General features: G+C 58.2%; 9 protein-coding genes and 1 CRISPR repeat array. Of the genes, 2 read left to right on the top strand and 7 right to left on the bottom strand.

Going from position 1 to position 19,041, the window contains the following annotated elements; all coding sequences use genetic code 11:
• Window positions 1-56: 56 nt before the first annotated feature.
• The 7 genes from EKD03_RS16320 to rsfS form a co-directional block, all read right to left on the bottom strand.
• On the bottom strand, window positions 57-1,571 hold the full coding sequence (locus EKD03_RS16320; protein WP_129633196.1) for a proton-conducting transporter transmembrane domain-containing protein: 1,515 nt from the start codon (window positions 1,569-1,571) through the stop codon (window positions 57-59).
• Complete coding sequence (locus tag EKD03_RS16315; protein ID WP_129633194.1) at window positions 1,572-1,916, bottom strand: Na+/H+ antiporter subunit C; 345 nt, start codon at window positions 1,914-1,916, stop codon at window positions 1,572-1,574. It abuts the gene before it with no gap.
• A 15-nt stretch (window positions 1,917-1,931) separates the two neighbouring features.
• Complete coding sequence (locus tag EKD03_RS16310; protein WP_129633192.1) at window positions 1,932-2,384, bottom strand: Na+/H+ antiporter subunit B; 453 nt, start codon at window positions 2,382-2,384, stop codon at window positions 1,932-1,934.
• A gap of 10 nt (window positions 2,385-2,394) precedes the next feature.
• Window positions 2,395-4,734 carry a hydrogen gas-evolving membrane-bound hydrogenase subunit E gene (mbhE, locus tag EKD03_RS16305; protein WP_129633190.1) on the bottom strand — a complete coding sequence of 780 codons (2,340 nt, stop codon included), beginning with the start codon at window positions 4,732-4,734 and terminating at the stop codon, window positions 2,395-2,397.
• 42 nt (window positions 4,735-4,776) lie between these two features.
• On the bottom strand, window positions 4,777-5,871 hold the full coding sequence (locus EKD03_RS16300) for a calcium/sodium antiporter (protein WP_129633188.1): 1,095 nt from the start codon (window positions 5,869-5,871) through the stop codon (window positions 4,777-4,779).
• Between the two features lie 319 nt (window positions 5,872-6,190).
• On the bottom strand, window positions 6,191-6,409 hold the full coding sequence (locus EKD03_RS16295) for a hypothetical protein (RefSeq protein WP_129633186.1): 219 nt from the start codon (window positions 6,407-6,409) through the stop codon (window positions 6,191-6,193).
• A 7-nt stretch (window positions 6,410-6,416) separates the two neighbouring features.
• On the bottom strand, window positions 6,417-6,734 hold the full coding sequence (rsfS, locus tag EKD03_RS16290) for a ribosome silencing factor (protein WP_129633184.1): 318 nt from the start codon (window positions 6,732-6,734) through the stop codon (window positions 6,417-6,419).
• Window positions 6,735-6,822: 88 nt separating this feature from the next.
• Between rsfS and EKD03_RS16285 the strand changes: the two genes are divergently transcribed.
• Both EKD03_RS16285 and EKD03_RS16280 read left to right on the top strand, forming a co-directional pair.
• Complete coding sequence (locus EKD03_RS16285; RefSeq protein WP_129633182.1) at window positions 6,823-7,329, top strand: hypothetical protein; 507 nt, start codon at window positions 6,823-6,825, stop codon at window positions 7,327-7,329.
• A 543-nt stretch (window positions 7,330-7,872) separates the two neighbouring features.
• On the top strand, window positions 7,873-9,564 hold the full coding sequence (locus EKD03_RS16280) for a transposase (RefSeq protein ID WP_129633180.1): 1,692 nt from the start codon (window positions 7,873-7,875) through the stop codon (window positions 9,562-9,564).
• Window positions 9,565-9,858: 294 nt separating this feature from the next.
• Window positions 9,859-19,004: a CRISPR direct-repeat array (repeat unit 37 nt; unit sequence GTTTCAATCCGCCGGGCGGATTTGGGGCTTTTGGAAC).
• Window positions 19,005-19,041: the final 37 nt, after the last annotated feature.

Here is a 19,041-nt window from a genome sequence, read left to right as displayed (position 1 = left end):
CTCCGTTGGTCGTTACGCTCGCCAGTAGGCGGGTTGGGCCAAGAAGCCGCGCCACTTTAGTGGCTGCGGAGTGTCACGGCATCACATCCCGCTGGGCCACAGGTGGCTTCAATATACCCCGGCAGGTCAAGGATCTGGGTTCCGGCTTGGGTGCTGAGTTCGGCAACTGGCCCGGCACCAATGCCGATCACGAGGCTGAGGATGACCAGCAGCGCCCCTGGAATGAGCAACGCTGGGGCCAGCCGTGGGCGCTGGCTCAGATCTTCCACCGGCTTCTTCCAGAAGACTTCGTGCCAGATCTTGAGGATGGCGAGGAAGATGAAGAGGCTTACCAGAACGGCCCAGCCGCTGATCAGGTAGTGGCCCTGGCTTACCCCGGCTTGCAGCAGGGCCAGTTTGCCAAAGAATCCGCTCATCGGTGGGATACCGGCGAGCGCGATCATGGCCAGGAACCAGAGCGTCGCCAGGGCCGGTTCGCGGCGCGCCAACCCACCCATGCGGCGCATATCGCCGGTGCCGCACACTTGCTCGGCGGCTCCGGCCAGGAAGAAGAGCGCCGTCTTAACGATCATCATATGCGCAGTAAAGAGCAACCCCGCTGCTAAACCGGCTGCGCTGGCAAAGCCTAAGCCCATCGCCACAAAGCCGATCTCGCTGATGATGGTGAAGGAGAGCACGCGCCGGATTTCGGTCTGGTTTAGTGCCCCGAAGACGCCGAGCACCATCGTCGTTCCACCCAGAACCAGGATGAGCGGGGCTAAGCGCACCAACTCACCCGGTAGGACGGTGCCGAAGACGCGGTAGAGCGCATAGACGCCGACTTTGGTCATCAGAGCGCTGAAGATGGCGCTCACGGCGGGTGGCGGGGTATGATAGCTCTCTGGCAGCCAGAAGAAGAGCGGCGCGAGTGCGGCTTTGCTACCAAAGGCGAAGAGGAAGAGCGTGGCGATCACGGTGGTGAGGCCGGGTTCGCTCTGGGTGATCAGGCGTTCGCCGATATGGGCCATGTTCAAGGTTCCGGCCAGCCCGTAGATCAGGCCACTGCCGATCAGGAACATGGTACTCCCGATCAGGTTGAGTGCCACGTACTTCAAGCCGCCCGTGAGCTGCGCCCGCGAACCGCCAATCGTCACCAACCCAAACGAGGACATCAGCAGTACCTCGAACCAGACATACAGGTTGAAGAGGTCGCCGGTGAGGAAGGCCCCACTCACCCCCAGCAGCAGCAAGAGCAGCAGCGGGTAGTAGAAGAACTGCTCGTACTCTGGTTCCATACTCAACAAACTGTAGATGATCGTACAGAACATGAGCAGCGCCGCCAAGAAGAGCATCACCGCGCCCAAGAGGTCGGCAACCAGCGCGATGCCAAACGGTGCCGCCCACGCCGAGGCTTGCGTTACCTGCCGCCCGGCACTACTCACCAGCCAGAGCAACCAGCCGCTATAGCCGAGGTTGAAGAGTGACGCACCCAGCGTGAGGGTGCGGGTGAGCAGCCGCCAGCGACCGAGCATCACACTCAGCGCAGCGCTGATCAGCGGCACCACCAGAGGTAAGAAGAGATGATTCACCATTTAGCCCTCACCCTGCATACTATCGAGGTCGTCCGAACCAGTCACCTGATTGGCGCGATAGGCCAGCGTCAGGATAAAGGCGGTCAGACCAAAACTAATCACAATCGCGGTCAGGATGAGCGCCTGCACCACTGGGTCGGCGACATTGATCGGGGCCACGCCATTCTTATCCACAATCGGCGGTGCGCCCCGCCGTACCCCATCACCCATGGTGAAGATGAGCAGATTCACGCCGTGACTGAGCAGGATCAGCCCCAGAATCAGTTTCACCAAACTCCGCCGTAATATCAGGTAGAACCCGCCTGCAAAGAGGCAGCCAATGGTGATGGCAAGTATCAGAATCATACGTGTCGTCCTTCTCTACGTCGCTGGGGTACCAGCATCATGCGTCTCACGCGGGCGACGTTCTTCGGCCAACAGGAGCGCGATCTGGGTGGTGACACCGATCACACCAAAGAAGACCCCAAGGTCGAAGAGGACTGGGGTTCCGATCTTCCCCACACCAGGAATCGGTTCAGGAATCCAGAGCGAGGTCATATAGGGTTGGCCCCCGATCAGCGAGGGCAAGCCCCAGAGAGCGGCAAAGAAGACCCCAAAGGCGGCTAGACCGAGGTAGTTGACGCGCAACACCCGGCGCGCCGCCTCAGGGCCAAAGGCGACCAGTTGCAGGATGATGGCGCATGATGCGACTAGCCCGCCAATGAAGCCGCCACCCGGCAGGTTATGGCCGCGCAGCAGCATAAAGACGGCAAGCATCAGGAGGATGGGCAGCATGAGCCGTGCAACGCTGCGTAGGATAATAGAGTCGTACATCAGAGTCTCCTTACTGCTTCTCGCGCCGCATGCGCAGCAAACCGTAGATCCCCAGCAGCGCGGTGAGCAGCACCGTCACTTCACCCATCGTATCAAAACCACGGAAGTCCACTAGGATCACGTTGACCACATTCTGGCCCTTACCTTTGGCGAGGCTATTCTCCAGGTAGTAGGGCGCAAGTGGCTCAAAGATGGTGGTGGTGGCGGTGGCCAAGACCAACCCGGCGACAAGGAGGCCAACCATCCCGGACAGGATGGCATCGCGCATACGGGTGGCGGGCGAGGAGAGGTTGGCGAAGCGGGCCGGCAAGATCGAGAAGACCAGCAACAGGAAGACGGTCGAGAGCACCTCGATCAACAACTGGGTGAGCGCGAGATCGGGCGCACTGAAGAGGATGAAGAAGAGCGACACCATCGCTCCGACCACACCCACCGAGATGATCGCACTCAGGCGTGACTCAGCACGGATCGCAGCCACCACCGCGATGGGGATGAGCGCAGCCGCAAAGGCTTCGTAGATCCGCAGTTGCGGATCGGGCGTAATGAACGATAGCCCCGGCAGCACATACAGCACAAACGGCACCCCGGTAATCAGCAGCAGCGTGATAGTGTTGTAGAGCATATAGCGCCGCAGTTGGCCGGTCTGGAGGGTGCCCATAATCAGGCCACCGATGCGATCAACCCCCGCCAGCAGGCGGTCGAGCAGATCTGCACCATCGGCCCAGGCGGGCAGGTGGGGCGGCAAGGCGGCCAGCGGGCGCTCAAAACGTGCCAGCAGGATACCGAGCAGGATCGCGCCGCTACTCACCATCAGTGCGGTGTTGAACCCGTGCCAGAGTGCGAGGTCGAAGCTGATCGGTTTCCCATAGACGACCGAGGCCGCCGGGGCGAGCAGTTGCGAGGCCCAGGGCAGCAGCGCGAGTGGCACGAGGATCGAGAGCAGCGCCGGGATGGCCGGGGAGACCAGCATGCCACGTGGGTCGGCGACGTGGTGGCGCTGGGCCAGTGTGGGGCTGGAGGTACCCAGGAAGGCATGCTTGAAGAGCCGCCATGCCGCGATAATGTAGCCAACTGCGGCGATCACAATCGCGGCGAGCGCCGCGTAGCGCCAGGGGGCAGCCAGCAGGCTTTCGAGGGCGGCTTCGATCAGCAACTCTTTACCCACAAAGCCAAAGAAGATCGGAATACCCATCTGGGAGAGCAGCGCCAGGGCGATAAAGAAGGCCGTCGCGGGCATCATGCGGCGCAAGCCACCCAGGTGGCGCAGATCGCGGCTGCCTGCCTCGTGGTCAATAATCCCAGCGATCATAAAAAGCGCCGACTTGTAGAGCGCGTGGGCCAGAATATTGACCGCCACCGCTTCGGCGGCGTATTTGCCACCCAAACCGATCAGCATGATCAACCCACCGAGCATACTCAGGGTCGTATAGGCAAGTAGTGCCTTGATGTCATCCTTGCGGGTCGCCACCAACGCCCCGAAGGCAAACGTAAAGCCACCCACCAACACCAAAGCCGCATGCCAGAGTGGTGTATCACCTAGCCCCGGCGCGAGCCGCGCCAACAGGTAGACCCCGGCCTTGACCATGGTGGCCGAGTGTAGAAAGGCCGAGGCGGGTGTGGGCGCCTGCATCGCCCCTGGCAGCCAGAAGTGGAAGGGGAACTGGGCCGACTTGGTAAACGCCCCCACGAGGATGAGCAACAACGCGGGAGTATAGAACGGCCCGGCCTTAATTTCCGCCCCCGCCGCAATAATCGCATCGAAGTTGTAGATCTGGTTGGGGGCCACCCCGGCGTGGCGCGCCCCCTCACCCAAGATGAGCAGACCGAGCAACAGCGCCAGCCCGCCACCCGCCGTAATCACCAACGACTGGAGGGCACCCCGGCGAGCGCCGGGGTAATCGTGCTTATACCCGATCAACAAATAGGATGTGACCGAGGTCAGTTCCCAAAAGATGAACATCGTCAGCACATTCCCGGCCAGCACCAGACCGAGCATCGCGCCCATAAAGAGGATCAAGTAGAGCAGAAACCGCCCCAAGCCGGGATCGTCATGCATATAGTGGCCCGCATAGCCAATAATCAGCGTGCCGATCCCGGTGATCACGAGCGCAAAGAGGAGACTCAACCCATCAAGCGCAAAGCTGAGCTCCACGCCCATAGTGGGCACCCAAGGAATCACTTCACGAATCTGAGTCGTTCCGGTTACTTGGGGTAACTGGAACAGCAGGAGGGCGAAACTAAGTGCTGGAAGCAGCGCTAATGCCCATCCTACCAACGGTCGTGGCCCAGTTCGCGCCAGCAAGCCAAGTGGGGCCAGCGCCAGCGTGATCAAGACGATTGCAGGTAGCATGATCCTCCCTCTATCGTGTATGTGGACGGTACAGGTATTGTACTACACTTTTGCGGTAGTTTGTGGTCGCTGTTGCATAAACGCCCGCACTCCTAGCACCACCAGCGTGATCACCGTCAACGGCAGTACAAAGGTCATCATCATGCTACTAAAGACGGGCAGCGCATCGTGGTTGGTGGCGGCCAGCACCAGATAGGCGGTGTAGGCGATATAGTAGGTGAGGAAGAGGCCACCCTCCCAGCGGGCAATGCGGTGTTCGGTGAAGAAGATCGGCAGACAGGCGAGCATGACCGCAATCATGACCGGGATGTCGAAGGCCAACGCGGCGGGTGCCACAGACACGCCACTTGGCGCGATGACAGCGGTGAGGCCGAGGATACCGAGGATGTTGAAGAGGTTACTGCCGACCACATTCCCGACCGCAATATCGCGCTCCCCGCGCAGCGCGGCAATAATTGATGCCGCCACCTCTGGCAGCGAGGTACCAGCGGCAATAATCGTCAGGCCAATGATCAACTCACTCAGCCCCAGCGTGCGCGCAATCGCCACTGCCCCATCCACCAACCAGCCCGATCCGACCACCAGCATCGCGAGGCCGACAATAATCAACCCGATATTGATGGACAGTTGTTTAGCTCCCTGGGGTTGTCCATTCGTTTTTGTCGCATCAGGCGTACTTGATGTATCGCGCAACCCCTGGCGCACCTGGAAGGCGATATAGCCGATCAAGAGGGCAAACAAGATCAAGCCATCAACCCGGCTCACCTGACCATCGAGCGAGAGCAGCCCCAAGAGCATGGCAGCACCAATCATCAGTGGCACATCCAGGCGCACCAATTGGCGCTGCACCACCAGCGGGATGATCAGCGCCGAGACGCCGAGGATGAAGAGCACATTGAAGATATTACTACCGACCACATTCCCCATGGCGATATCGGCTTGGCCTGCCAGCGCCGATTGGGCGCTGACTGCAAACTCCGGCGCACTCGTGCCAAAGGCCACCACCGTCAACCCGATGATCAGCGGCGGAATCCCCGCCGCCCCGGCCAACTGCGAGGCCCCGCGCACCAACAACTCTGCTCCAGCGATCAGCAACACCAACCCGATCACAAACAGTACGATAGTTATCAGATCCATACGGGCATGCTCCTCTATACTCCCAGATCGCGCCGCATACCTTCGTTGGGGAGGCGGGGGCGGCGCAGCCGCTAACACACATACACATGTAATACAAGAAAGACCACCCGGTACTTGCGTACCGTGGTGGTCTCGCCATAAGCGCATCTGCGCCAACGGGCAGCCGGGGTGACCCCGAATTGACGACTGCCCGCTCAACATTGAGCGGCTACTCCCCTCCCGCTCATGAGTATAGTCGGTAGGTATACCAACCAACAAGGAAGATGATCACCCATCGAGTAGGGAAGATTCTCCTTGTTCAGCCTCCGGTGGTTCGTCTCTATTGGAGCAACAGATCGAAACTAGGGTGGCCATCATCGCCGGTGATGCGGCGGATACCACTCTGGATAGCTCGCATTGTACCCTCACCCAACCAGAAGGTGAGGAGTGAACCGATCACCAAGCCGAGCGCACTGCCTAGAGCCGCACCGGCGGCGAATTGCACCATACGCTTGCGGCGCGAGCGTCTTTTGCCGTGGGGGGGATGATCATTATGCATAGATGCCTCATTGAACCACGACGACCGGCGGAACCTTGTTCCAGAGCCCATCCAAACGATAGTAGTCGCGTTGGTTGGCACTGAAGACGTGGACGACCACATCGGCGTAGTCGATCACGATCCATCCGGTGTCGGACGAGCCTTCAATGCGCGGATTGAGACCAAATTGGCGATGGATCTGATCGTCAATATGATCGGTGATGGCGCGCAACTGACGCTCGTTATCCCCGGAGCAGATCACAAAATAGTCGGCAATCGTACTTTGGCTACGAATGTCGAGCAACACGATCTCGTGAGCCTGCTTGTCCTCAGCGAGATCGACGATACGGCGGGCAAGACTTGCTGTCTCGATGGCGTTCTCTCCTCTTACTGTTGCCTATCAGTAGCTTTGATCGTATCATACATGACGCAGAATGACAACTCTGTTTATGCAGGTGATGGCACCGTTTCAGCGGTGGTTTGGGCATCCCATCGCCAACGGTTGCTTTGACAAGACCCGCCAACCTGCTGGGGACTCGGATTGCAAACTCAGTGTCAAGAAGCGCCGCAACGCCTCACCCCGCCTCGACCACCCACGCAATTCCGGTGCCCCGGCTCAAGATGGGGGTGGAGATCTTCTGGGGCGACGCCGGCGGCGGCGTCGCCACGCGCTTGCCCGACCACACCGAACCTGGGACGTGGCCTACGATGCACACGACGTCTATGACAACTTCGGCCAGGCGGGGGGGGGAGGAAACTTCGCGGCAGTGCCCTTCAACGCGGGGAAGCGCGGGGCGGGGCGGCAGTTCTGCCCGGATGGCACACCGTTGTGCGCAGCCGGGTTGCCGATGCACCCGCAGATGGTCTACCTTGATCGCAGCAACGGGTTGGTGCCGCATGAACGCGCCAAATACCAGTGTCCGCTGCCCATCCGACGGTGACGGGGGACACCTGCCCGTGTGGTGATACGCATTTTGCCATGGGCAGGCGTACCACGACGATTGCGACCAGCAAGGGGACGCATATCCATAACGGTTCACACTTCTCCTAGCATCCAGGTTTTGACGCAAAGACGTAAAGACGTAAAGACGTAATGTCTACTTACCGTTCGCTTATTTTTTGGGCGCTAAATGAAATTACATCCCCACTTGTCTCTAAAAAGCGGCTTCCATTTGCACTCCATTCCCCACTTGAGGCTACACGATCTCGGAAAGTGTAAAACGTTTTCGCTGAATCAGCCGCTAAGTGGGGCGCATCGCCTGCCAGATGGTCGGTTTTGGCTCGCTAGTGGGGCAATTTTATGAACCGGTTCTCAGAATCAGCGAACGGTAAGTCTTGGATTTCGTTTCGTGGAACGTCGTCGGATTAATGTTTCAATCCTCACCGGAGAACTTTGCAGAATTACAACAGCACAAAAGAGCGAACCATAATCTGTGGCATGATAGGTGTGTCAACAAAAACCATAGCACAGAAAACGGTTCGCTATGCCCAGTATACCACCAACCATACGTGCCGGGACACCCGATCTGCCCGCAGTTCCGCCGCTGGTCCAATGCATGATCGGCATCTTTCTCGCGCCGATCCTGGCCTGGGTGGAGGTGCTGGTCATGCGGCGGGTGCTGCGAGCCTGTGCCGCACATCCGTTGGTGCGTCTGGCGCAATGGTATGACCCGACCCCCGTGGTGCAGGCATGCGCGGCGTACCGCCATCCTGCGGGGACGCCCGGTGCGCCGCCGACCTTCTCCCTCGATCCGTTGGTGCGCGCCGAGATCGTGCGGGCCTGGGCCGATTCGTGTTCGGACCCCGATCTGGAGTTTCTGCTCGCGACGAATCTGCTGGTGCGGTGGTTTGTCGGGTTGCCGCTCGTTGGGCCGACGCCTGACCATACGACCCTCCATCGCTTTCACGCCTGGATCACGATCCACGCCCCCGATGCGCTCTTCCGCGCGGTGCTGCGCTTCGTCGATCAGATTGACCCCGAAGATCCCGCTACCACGCCGCAGATCGTGGATACCTTTGCGATGGAAAGTCCCGCTGCCGCCACGCCCAGTACGGCCCATCTGCTGCGCCATCTCGCGCTGCGTCTGGTGCGTGACTGGCAGGCGCACGCCCCACCCGCCCTCCAGACGGTGCTGGCGGAGGTGGACGTGGCCCAGTTGGTGCGGCCCGTCCATGCCCGCACGGCGGCGGCGCGGCAGGGACATCTGCAGGCGGCGATCACGGTGACGCGCACGCTCGTGGCCACGCTGACGCCGCATCTGCCCGCGCTCGGCCCGCCGTTCCGCACCGTGGTGACGCGCTATCTGGAGGCGCTCGCCAAGGTGGAGGCGGATGATGTGGAGACCGATTCCGACGGGGTGGTGCGTGAACGTAGCCCGAAGACCCGTGGTTCCCAACGCATCGTCAGCGCGGTGGATACCGAGGCGACCTTCCGCAAGCACGAGGGCCGTCCGGCGGTGCTCGGTACCAATGCCGTGATCAGTACGACGGTGACGCGCATCCGGGCGGTGGTGGCGCTGACGGGCAGCACGCCGGATAGCGAGGCTCCCTGCGCTGCGCTGGCGCAGCAACGCGCCGCCAACGACGCACTGCCGCCGTTCCTGCTCATGGATCAGGCGGGGGGGTGGGGCAAGACGCGGGCGCGCGTCCACGCCCTCAGTGACGGGCAGACCCAGATGGTGGCGTGGATCCCGGCCAGTGGCGGCAGTGACCGCACCCGCTTCACGGTGGCGGATTTCCGGGTGGACCCCGCACACGGGACGTGTACATGCCCCAACGGCGTGGTCAGCCGCACGGTCTATCGGTCGGGGGCGGGGGATGGCGAGCACTACCGCTTTCTGGCGTCCCACTGCCAGGGATGCCCGGTGTGGAACCAGTGCCGTGATGCCGAGGCCAAGCCGAACGGGCATCGCAGCGTCTTCATTTCGGACTATCACGCCTTCCTGCGCACGGGCGCGGAGTTCAACCAGAGTCCCGAAGGCATGGCGCTCTTGCAGCGACGCTGGCAGGTCGAACCCGTGATTGCGTGGCTGGTGCGCTACCACGGCTGTCGGCGGGCGCGGCGGGTGGGGCATGCGGCAGCGCAGGTGCAACTCTACCAGGCGAGTGCGGTACGCAACCTGCTGCTCTGGCTGGCGCGGGTCCAACGAAAGGCGGCGCCATGCCCACCGGGCTAAGCCCTCACCGGGGCACGGATACGGCGCTCCCACCGGGGTGGGGGCGTTGCGGCGTGCCTGCGGAGGCCGCTCCGGGGGGGCATGACCCAGTTTCCCATCGATTCTGGGCGTCGGCATCCCACCATCTGGCGCCTCCCCCGCCGAATCGCCGTACTAGGTCGGATATCCCGGTCAAAAAAGCGCCCCCAATGGGGGGGGGAGGAGTACGGCGGTCATTCTGCAAAGCTCTCCCGGGCGGATTTGGGGCTTTTGGAACCTACATACATGCCTGCTGGTACGTTGCGTCAGATTACAGTTTCAATCCGCCGGGCGGATTTGGGGCTTTTGGAACCAAAGTCCTTAATCCAATCAGTTATGCTATCGCGGTTTCAATCCGCCGGGCGGATTTGGGGCTTTTGGAACTCCTGGAGCGCGTGCTGCTCAACACGATGATGCCAGGGTTTCAATCCGCCGGGCGGATTTGGGGCTTTTGGAACAACTTCAAGCCTAGTGGTGTATTTGCTTGCCACAAAGTTTCAATCCGCCGGGCGGATTTGGGGCTTTTGGAACAAGGTAGTATAGAGGTTTACATTAGCGTGTTTCGTGGTTTCAATCCGCCGGGCGGATTTGGGGCTTTTGGAACTCGGCGATCCATCCCAATAGCCCCGCAATGAGCTGTTTCAATCCGCCGGGCGGATTTGGGGCTTTTGGAACCAAACAACCCGCCAAAGATCCCACCGGCAATTCCAACGTTTCAATCCGCCGGGCGGATTTGGGGCTTTTGGAACCGCGTCGTGGCGTTGCCTGCGCCACCCGTACCCTGTCGGTTTCAATCCGCCGGGCGGATTTGGGGCTTTTGGAACCGAGCAGTTCGCCGCGCCGGAGGCCGAGCCGCAGCGCGTTTCAATCCGCCGGGCGGATTTGGGGCTTTTGGAACTTCGGTGGCATCATGCGGGATCTGGGCATCCCGCATGAAGACGTTTCAATCCGCCGGGCGGATTTGGGGCTTTTGGAACCTCCTTCAACGCCGCGTTGGCGTGCAGCGACAGATGTTTCAATCCGCCGGGCGGATTTGGGGCTTTTGGAACCAACAGCGTTCAAGTAAGCCGCCAACAACTGTGACGTTTCAATCCGCCGGGCGGATTTGGGGCTTTTGGAACGGAGTGTCTTTATCCATAATGGTAAATTTGATGCGTTTCAATCCGCCGGGCGGATTTGGGGCTTTTGGAACCTGTCTGTAACAAAAAGAAAACCTCACAGGTGGCATTGGTTTCAATCCGCCGGGCGGATTTGGGGCTTTTGGAACTAGGGGTGGATATGATCAAGGCGTGCTACATTACCCGAGTTTCAATCCGCCGGGCGGATTTGGGGCTTTTGGAACCCCTGGGATCTATACCTGGGAGGGGGAAACTGGCTCCTAGTTTCAATCCGCCGGGCGGATTTGGGGCTTTTGGAACTCCCCGTCCACGTTGCTCCTGCGTCCCTGGTGCGCCAGTTTCAATCCGCCGGGCGGATTTGGGGCTTTTGGAACGCCAGCGCGTCGGTGGTGCGGTAGACGGTGCCATCAGAGAGTTTCAATCCGCCGGGCGGATTTGGGGCTTTTGGAACCTCTTTCCCAGTTTTTTGAGTCGCAATGACGAGATGGTTTCAATCCGCCGGGCGGATTTGGGGCTTTTGGAACTCGGGGGGGCGAACCAGGTGAAACATGGCGGCGCAGTTTCAATCCGCCGGGCGGATTTGGGGCTTTTGGAACTTGATAGAGGTAAACTTTGCTACGCTTGCCCGTAGTTTCAATCCGCCGGGCGGATTTGGGGCTTTTGGAACTCAGATTGAACCATTCGGTATTATCTACCGTTAACAGTTTCAATCCGCCGGGCGGATTTGGGGCTTTTGGAACGCTGTTCGCCCCGGATGTCACGCCTGATGCTGCTGTGTTTCAATCCGCCGGGCGGATTTGGGGCTTTTGGAACTCGATGCCACACCCAAGAGTGTTGGCTTCACGATCAGTTTCAATCCGCCGGGCGGATTTGGGGCTTTTGGAACCGCGGCAATCTGCAATGTATCCTCGTGCCAACTGACGTTTCAATCCGCCGGGCGGATTTGGGGCTTTTGGAACGAAACCGGGCGATTAGCCATGCTTCAATGTAGATGAGTTTCAATCCGCCGGGCGGATTTGGGGCTTTTGGAACGCTATGATCGACTCGCCGCCGCTGCTGACATTGAGTTTCAATCCGCCGGGCGGATTTGGGGCTTTTGGAACATCATCGGGTGCGAGAGTTGTTGGCTGCGCTGGAGTTTCAATCCGCCGGGCGGATTTGGGGCTTTTGGAACAGGGCGTTACTGCCACGGCTTCCGCCAAAATGCTGCCGTTTCAATCCGCCGGGCGGATTTGGGGCTTTTGGAACGCAGAGGGAGCGAGGCGAGGCCAGACTGATACGCGGTAGTTTCAATCCGCCGGGCGGATTTGGGGCTTTTGGAACTAGGTAGCTCGCCATCACGGTCAACGTCGCCGACTACGTTTCAATCCGCCGGGCGGATTTGGGGCTTTTGGAACCAGGATGGCGACCAGGAAGAAGGTAAGCATTTTTAGTTTCAATCCGCCGGGCGGATTTGGGGCTTTTGGAACCGTGGGCGATGCGGCGCTGGGTGATGGCATCGAATGTTTCAATCCGCCGGGCGGATTTGGGGCTTTTGGAACGCCCGCGCTTCGGGCGCGTTCGGCGCTGGATCAGGCGGGTTTCAATCCGCCGGGCGGATTTGGGGCTTTTGGAACACGGCACAAAATGGGAAGATCTCCAAGGCAACGTCGTGTTTCAATCCGCCGGGCGGATTTGGGGCTTTTGGAACTTTGTCAAGCGTGAAATTATTCGCCACCGTAGAGAGTTTCAATCCGCCGGGCGGATTTGGGGCTTTTGGAACGTGAGTATGACGACCTGGTCAATGCCCTGCGCCGCGTTTCAATCCGCCGGGCGGATTTGGGGCTTTTGGAACGTGGTAGCGACTGAGATCTGCCAGGGCCATGACTATTTGTTTCAATCCGCCGGGCGGATTTGGGGCTTTTGGAACAACGGCTTGGCGAGATCGGCCCACGCCTCAAGGAGATGTTTCAATCCGCCGGGCGGATTTGGGGCTTTTGGAACGCGGATAAGCAAGATTGCCAGATACCAACAGGCGATGTTTCAATCCGCCGGGCGGATTTGGGGCTTTTGGAACCAGACCCTACGCTGTGCTTCCAGATCGGCGTGGCCTAGTTTCAATCCGCCGGGCGGATTTGGGGCTTTTGGAACACCGCGGCCCTCACGTCGCCAACCGACTACCAGGAGAGTTTCAATCCGCCGGGCGGATTTGGGGCTTTTGGAACGGAAGCCAACGCGCCGCCGGTGCTGCAAATGTCGTTTCAATCCGCCGGGCGGATTTGGGGCTTTTGGAACTTGCACAAACGTTAGGAAAAACGATGGAAGAAAGTAAGTTTCAATCCGCCGGGCGGATTTGGGGCTTTTGGAACTAAAACTGCTGCCATGCCTTTTCTGAAAAGAAGCGACGGTTTCAATCCGCCGGGCGGATTTGGGGCTTTTGGAACAGATATTGCACACACGTCTGAAGCTGTTCAGGTGTCGTTTCAATCCGCCGGGCGGATTTGGGGCTTTTGGAACTCGCGTTTTTTCGCGATATTCCAGCAAGAAAGAATGGTTTCAATCCGCCGGGCGGATTTGGGGCTTTTGGAACCCTGTTTTTTAACACGGTAAACGTAGCCCCACGAAGTTTCAATCCGCCGGGCGGATTTGGGGCTTTTGGAACTTTTGAACCGAATGAGAATGCAGAAGCTATTGACATGTTTCAATCCGCCGGGCGGATTTGGGGCTTTTGGAACTCCACAACGCACCCTCACAGTTATCATATTTCTTCGAGTTTCAATCCGCCGGGCGGATTTGGGGCTTTTGGAACTAAAGTTAAGTATTTTTAGAATACCTTTGGTTTCTAGTTTCAATCCGCCGGGCGGATTTGGGGCTTTTGGAACCGAATAGCCATTGAGCGTGTGCCTTTGTGCGGATGTGGTTTCAATCCGCCGGGCGGATTTGGGGCTTTTGGAACCTTTCTAGGAGCCATTCTGCTGAAAGCCTTTTTCATAGTTTCAATCCGCCGGGCGGATTTGGGGCTTTTGGAACATTGTTATTAGGAATGCAGAAGATGTTGGTATCTAGTTTCAATCCGCCGGGCGGATTTGGGGCTTTTGGAACCTATCAGAAAATATCTATGGCGGTGTTGCCCAAGAGTTTCAATCCGCCGGGCGGATTTGGGGCTTTTGGAACCTCTACCAAAGCGATCCTCTGCTGCACCAGAAGCTAAGTTTCAATCCGCCGGGCGGATTTGGGGCTTTTGGAACTATGTGCAGTGTCGCACAAACTACTATAATCATTATGGTTTCAATCCGCCGGGCGGATTTGGGGCTTTTGGAACCAAGGGTATTTTTGGCTTTGTAATGCGGTAAATACCGTTTCAATCCGCCGGGCGGATTTGGGGCTTTTGGAACAGCGCCATCAGCCGCTCGGCTCCATGGCGCAGAATGGTTTCAATCCGCCGGGCGGATTTGGGGCTTTTGGAACCCCGTAGAATGCAGGCGTTCCACCAGCAAACAGGGGCAGTTTCAATCCGCCGGGCGGATTTGGGGCTTTTGGAACCTATGAAGAGCCGCGAGTACCGGGGCTAGTCTGCCATGGTTTCAATCCGCCGGGCGGATTTGGGGCTTTTGGAACTGATCACCGGTGCGCCGTCTGCCCGCTCGGCGGTAAGTTTCAATCCGCCGGGCGGATTTGGGGCTTTTGGAACCGGGGCATGCTGCGCACATCCATAAGCAAATCGCGGAGTTTCAATCCGCCGGGCGGATTTGGGGCTTTTGGAACACCATCCTCAAGCTCCTGGCCGCGTGCGACAAGCAGTTTCAATCCGCCGGGCGGATTTGGGGCTTTTGGAACCGTGGCCGTCTGGGGCGTGCTGGCACAATTGCGTAGTTTCAATCCGCCGGGCGGATTTGGGGCTTTTGGAACCTCGAAGTGTGGCTATCCCATGCCCCAACTGCGAGGTTTCAATCCGCCGGGCGGATTTGGGGCTTTTGGAACCCATCGCCCTCCGCACATTACCCGTACCCACACCGACCTGTTTCAATCCGCCGGGCGGATTTGGGGCTTTTGGAACCAAACCGTCCACAGGCGAGACAGCGGAAGCGTCCGAAGTTTCAATCCGCCGGGCGGATTTGGGGCTTTTGGAACTTCGCTGTGGAGACCCATGGCCTCTGCATTGATCAGGGTTTCAATCCGCCGGGCGGATTTGGGGCTTTTGGAACCACGCGGTAGCCCGCGTGTGCTAGGCCGAAAAGGTTTCAATCCGCCGGGCGGATTTGGGGCTTTTGGAACGTGCCTGCTGGTCAGCCCTTGCTCTGCGTTGGTCGGTTTCAATCCGCCGGGCGGATTTGGGGCTTTTGGAACAGCATAAATTCACGGATATGGTTAGGTTCCCACGTATGTTTCAATCCGCCGGGCGGATTTGGGGCTTTTGGAACCCTGATCACGCGCTCGATTCTGCCGAGTGGCGCGGAGGTTTCAATCCGCCGGGCGGATTTGGGGCTTTTGGAACACCTCCCTAAGCGAGGAAAGGATACCACAGAAGATGAGGTTTCAATCCGCCGGGCGGATTTGGGGCTTTTGGAACCGATAGCGGCACCGCGAGCACCGGGCGCGGCAAGATGTTTCAATCCGCCGGGCGGATTTGGGGCTTTTGGAACCGAACCCATCACAGCCCAATGGGGCTGTCTTGTCGTTTCAATCCGCCGGGCGGATTTGGGGCTTTTGGAACTGCAACTACCTGCTAGGCAACTACGGTTATTCGCCTGTTTCAATCCGCCGGGCGGATTTGGGGCTTTTGGAACTTGGCAAAAATCTTTGCCGTTTCATCGTATTGGGCTATATGTTTCAATCCGCCGGGCGGATTTGGGGCTTTTGGAACTTGCAACTACCTGCTAGGCAACTACGGTTATTCGCCTGTTTCAATCCGCCGGGCGGATTTGGGGCTTTTGGAACTTAGTACCTTACCACCTTCGTACCTCACCATTTCAGTGTTTCAATCCGCCGGGCGGATTTGGGGCTTTTGGAACTCAAAAGATACATACTCGGTATGGTATTCAGTGTCAATGTTTCAATCCGCCGGGCGGATTTGGGGCTTTTGGAACATAATCTGCAAATCAGATCGCCCAACGATGTCGCAGTTTCAATCCGCCGGGCGGATTTGGGGCTTTTGGAACGCGGCTGTCAGGCTTTCAGCGCTGTCACAGGTCAGTTTCAATCCGCCGGGCGGATTTGGGGCTTTTGGAACCCACTACTACACCAACGTGTATTAGGGGGCAATTGCGTTTCAATCCGCCGGGCGGATTTGGGGCTTTTGGAACCATCATGGTAGCAAGTTAGCTGTTGACTACAACTACCAGTTTCAATCCGCCGGGCGGATTTGGGGCTTTTGGAACGTAGTAGTGCAATTCGCCCGCAAGGGCGAGAATACACGTTTCAATCCGCCGGGCGGATTTGGGGCTTTTGGAACGCCAGATGGGTCTTGCCTACCTTGTGGCATGCTTTGTTTCAATCCGCCGGGCGGATTTGGGGCTTTTGGAACTGGAAGCCTCCTGAGAGTGTATCTAGAGAATACTACGTTTCAATCCGCCGGGCGGATTTGGGGCTTTTGGAACTGGCGCTACCCTGCGCCGCTTCTTGCGCACAACAACTGTTTCAATCCGCCGGGCGGATTTGGGGCTTTTGGAACTTCAGGCTGTGTGCTTTCAGCGCTGTCACAGGTCAGTTTCAATCCGCCGGGCGGATTTGGGGCTTTTGGAACTCGGCTATTGATTGCACCGTAACCGTATACATCCTTGTTTCAATCCGCCGGGCGGATTTGGGGCTTTTGGAACTCTTGTTTGGTGACATATCACGCGATGTACGCATAGTTTCAATCCGCCGGGCGGATTTGGGGCTTTTGGAACAATTGTCATTAGGAATGCGGAAGATGTCGGTATCTAGTTTCAATCCGCCGGGCGGATTTGGGGCTTTTGGAACCCCATCATAGAAATCACATATCAATGCTGCAAAATCCCCGTTTCAATCCGCCGGGCGGATTTGGGGCTTTTGGAACGCGCCCTCTAGCGCATCCGCAAACGCTTGCGCCTCTGCGTTTCAATCCGCCGGGCGGATTTGGGGCTTTTGGAACTCATCGTCGAAGTGTTTGTCGTATGCTTGCTCGAGTTTCAATCCGCCGGGCGGATTTGGGGCTTTTGGAACAATGGTGAGGTACGAAGGTGGTAAGGTACTGAGCCTGTTTCAATCCGCCGGGCGGATTTGGGGCTTTTGGAACGTAACTCCCCGCGCTATGTGAGTACATTATTCTGTTAGTTTCAATCCGCCGGGCGGATTTGGGGCTTTTGGAACTTTAGGCATATTACAATCCCCCCCCCCCTAACAGTTGTGTTTCAATCCGCCGGGCGGATTTGGGGCTTTTGGAACCCACACGAAGCGACAAGGAGTTAAGGATGTATACGGTGTTTCAATCCGCCGGGCGGATTTGGGGCTTTTGGAACCCGATACGCGCCACTAATAACGGGGCGCACATAAAGTTTCAATCCGCCGGGCGGATTTGGGGCTTTTGGAACCTCTTCGACTTGCTTCCGCACACCCTTCCGATATACAGTTTCAATCCGCCGGGCGGATTTGGGGCTTTTGGAACTTCATGGCGGCTGGTGGGGCTTTGCCTGTCAATTGTACGGTTTCAATCCGCCGGGCGGATTTGGGGCTTTTGGAACTCCCGGATAGTCAGTTCGTCGCCGTCCTGGTTGGTCGTTTCAATCCGCCGGGCGGATTTGGGGCTTTTGGAACCGCGGTAGCCTCCGAGATTCCCATAGATTGCCCCTGAGTTTCAATCCGCCGGGCGGATTTGGGGCTTTTGGAACCGATGCTGGTTGGCTCGACCAGTGCTTTGTTATCCCAGGTTTCAATCCGCCGGGCGGATTTGGGGCTTTTGGAACTGGATGTCCAGCAGCTTTGGCGGGCTGCAAACGCAGATGTTTCAATCCGCCGGGCGGATTTGGGGCTTTTGGAACTGGGCGTTTATTCTTCGCCTTGCTTGCATCTCTGGTTTCAATCCGCCGGGCGGATTTGGGGCTTTTGGAACATTGTCTTTTTCCCGTAAAGGATGAACCGAAGGATGGTTTCAATCCGCCGGGCGGATTTGGGGCTTTTGGAACCGCAGATGGAATAGTCCATCGGCAACAGAGAAGGAAGTTTCAATCCGCCGGGCGGATTTGGGGCTTTTGGAACTTGACAGGTTGTACTACTGCAAGCGGTGAGTGTTTGTTTCAATCCGCCGGGCGGATTTGGGGCTTTTGGAACTACTCCTTGGCAAGTGGAGCAATCTTACTCACAGACGGTTTCAATCCGCCGGGCGGATTTGGGGCTTTTGGAACTCGGCAAAAAGTTAGCGCCGCACGCGAATTCGGCGTTTCAATCCGCCGGGCGGATTTGGGGCTTTTGGAACCCTTTATGAGTGGCGTGGTCTCGTTTGCGCCTGGTGAGTTTCAATCCGCCGGGCGGATTTGGGGCTTTTGGAACTACATCTGGAACGTCGGGATGAGCGAACTGACCAAGTTTCAATCCGCCGGGCGGATTTGGGGCTTTTGGAACACATCCTTAGCCTCTTTCGATGATTCGGCAGCAGGAGGGGTTTCAATCCGCCGGGCGGATTTGGGGCTTTTGGAACGGGTAGGAACGCAACCCCCAAACTCAATCGAAAACTGTTTCAATCCGCCGGGCGGATTTGGGGCTTTTGGAACCTTTAGTAGCCCCAAAGGGGCAAGGAGCATGATCATGCTGTTTCAATCCGCCGGGCGGATTTGGGGCTTTTGGAACCACATTTAATGCTACAGCAAACCGTAGTAACTCCGCTGCGAAGTTTCAATCCGCCGGGCGGATTTGGGGCTTTTGGAACCGATCATCGCTTACGACGGACAGTAAAAAAGTATCTGTTTCAATCCGCCGGGCGGATTTGGGGCTTTTGGAACTGCGAAATAGCACCAGTATGATGCACACACTAGGAAAAGGTTTCAATCCGCCGGGCGGATTTGGGGCTTTTGGAACCGCGCCGCTTGCGCCACACTACTCATACTCCTTGGCGTTTCAATCCGCCGGGCGGATTTGGGGCTTTTGGAACTCTCATTGAAGAACGTGTAGGTAACGTAGTGACGTGTTTCAATCCGCCGGGCGGATTTGGGGCTTTTGGAACCATCCTAATCGAACGAATGCCCTCATTGTGAAGGAGTTTCAATCCGCCGGGCGGATTTGGGGCTTTTGGAACTTTATGGGCATGGGGTGGATCGGAATTGGATAGGCTTCTGGTTTCAATCCGCCGGGCGGATTTGGGGCTTTTGGAACAGCGGATCGAGCGCGAGGGAGCGCAGCCCGCGTAGCC

The organism is Candidatus Oscillochloris fontis (assembly GCF_004138135.1).
Lineage (GTDB): Bacteria > Chloroflexota > Chloroflexia > Chloroflexales > Chloroflexaceae > Oscillochloris > Oscillochloris fontis.
This window is presented reverse-complemented; position numbering and strand designations above follow the sequence as displayed.

Coding starts and splice junctions, on each gene's coding strand:
- EKD03_RS16320 (WP_129633196.1), bottom strand. CDS start 1,571: ATGGTGAATCATCTCTTCTTACCTCTGGTGGTGCCGCTGATCAGCGCT.
- EKD03_RS16315 (WP_129633194.1), bottom strand. CDS start 1,916: ATGATTCTGATACTTGCCATCACCATTGGCTGCCTCTTTGCAGGCGGG.
- EKD03_RS16310 (WP_129633192.1), bottom strand. CDS start 2,384: ATGTACGACTCTATTATCCTACGCAGCGTTGCACGGCTCATGCTGCCC.
- mbhE (WP_129633190.1), bottom strand. CDS start 4,734: ATGCTACCTGCAATCGTCTTGATCACGCTGGCGCTGGCCCCACTTGGC.
- EKD03_RS16300 (WP_129633188.1), bottom strand. CDS start 5,871: ATGGATCTGATAACTATCGTACTGTTTGTGATCGGGTTGGTGTTGCTG.
- EKD03_RS16295 (WP_129633186.1), bottom strand. CDS start 6,409: ATGCATAATGATCATCCCCCCCACGGCAAAAGACGCTCGCGCCGCAAG.
- EKD03_RS16285 (WP_129633182.1), top strand. CDS start 6,823: ATGACAACTCTGTTTATGCAGGTGATGGCACCGTTTCAGCGGTGGTTT.
- EKD03_RS16280 (WP_129633180.1), top strand. CDS start 7,873: ATGCCCAGTATACCACCAACCATACGTGCCGGGACACCCGATCTGCCC.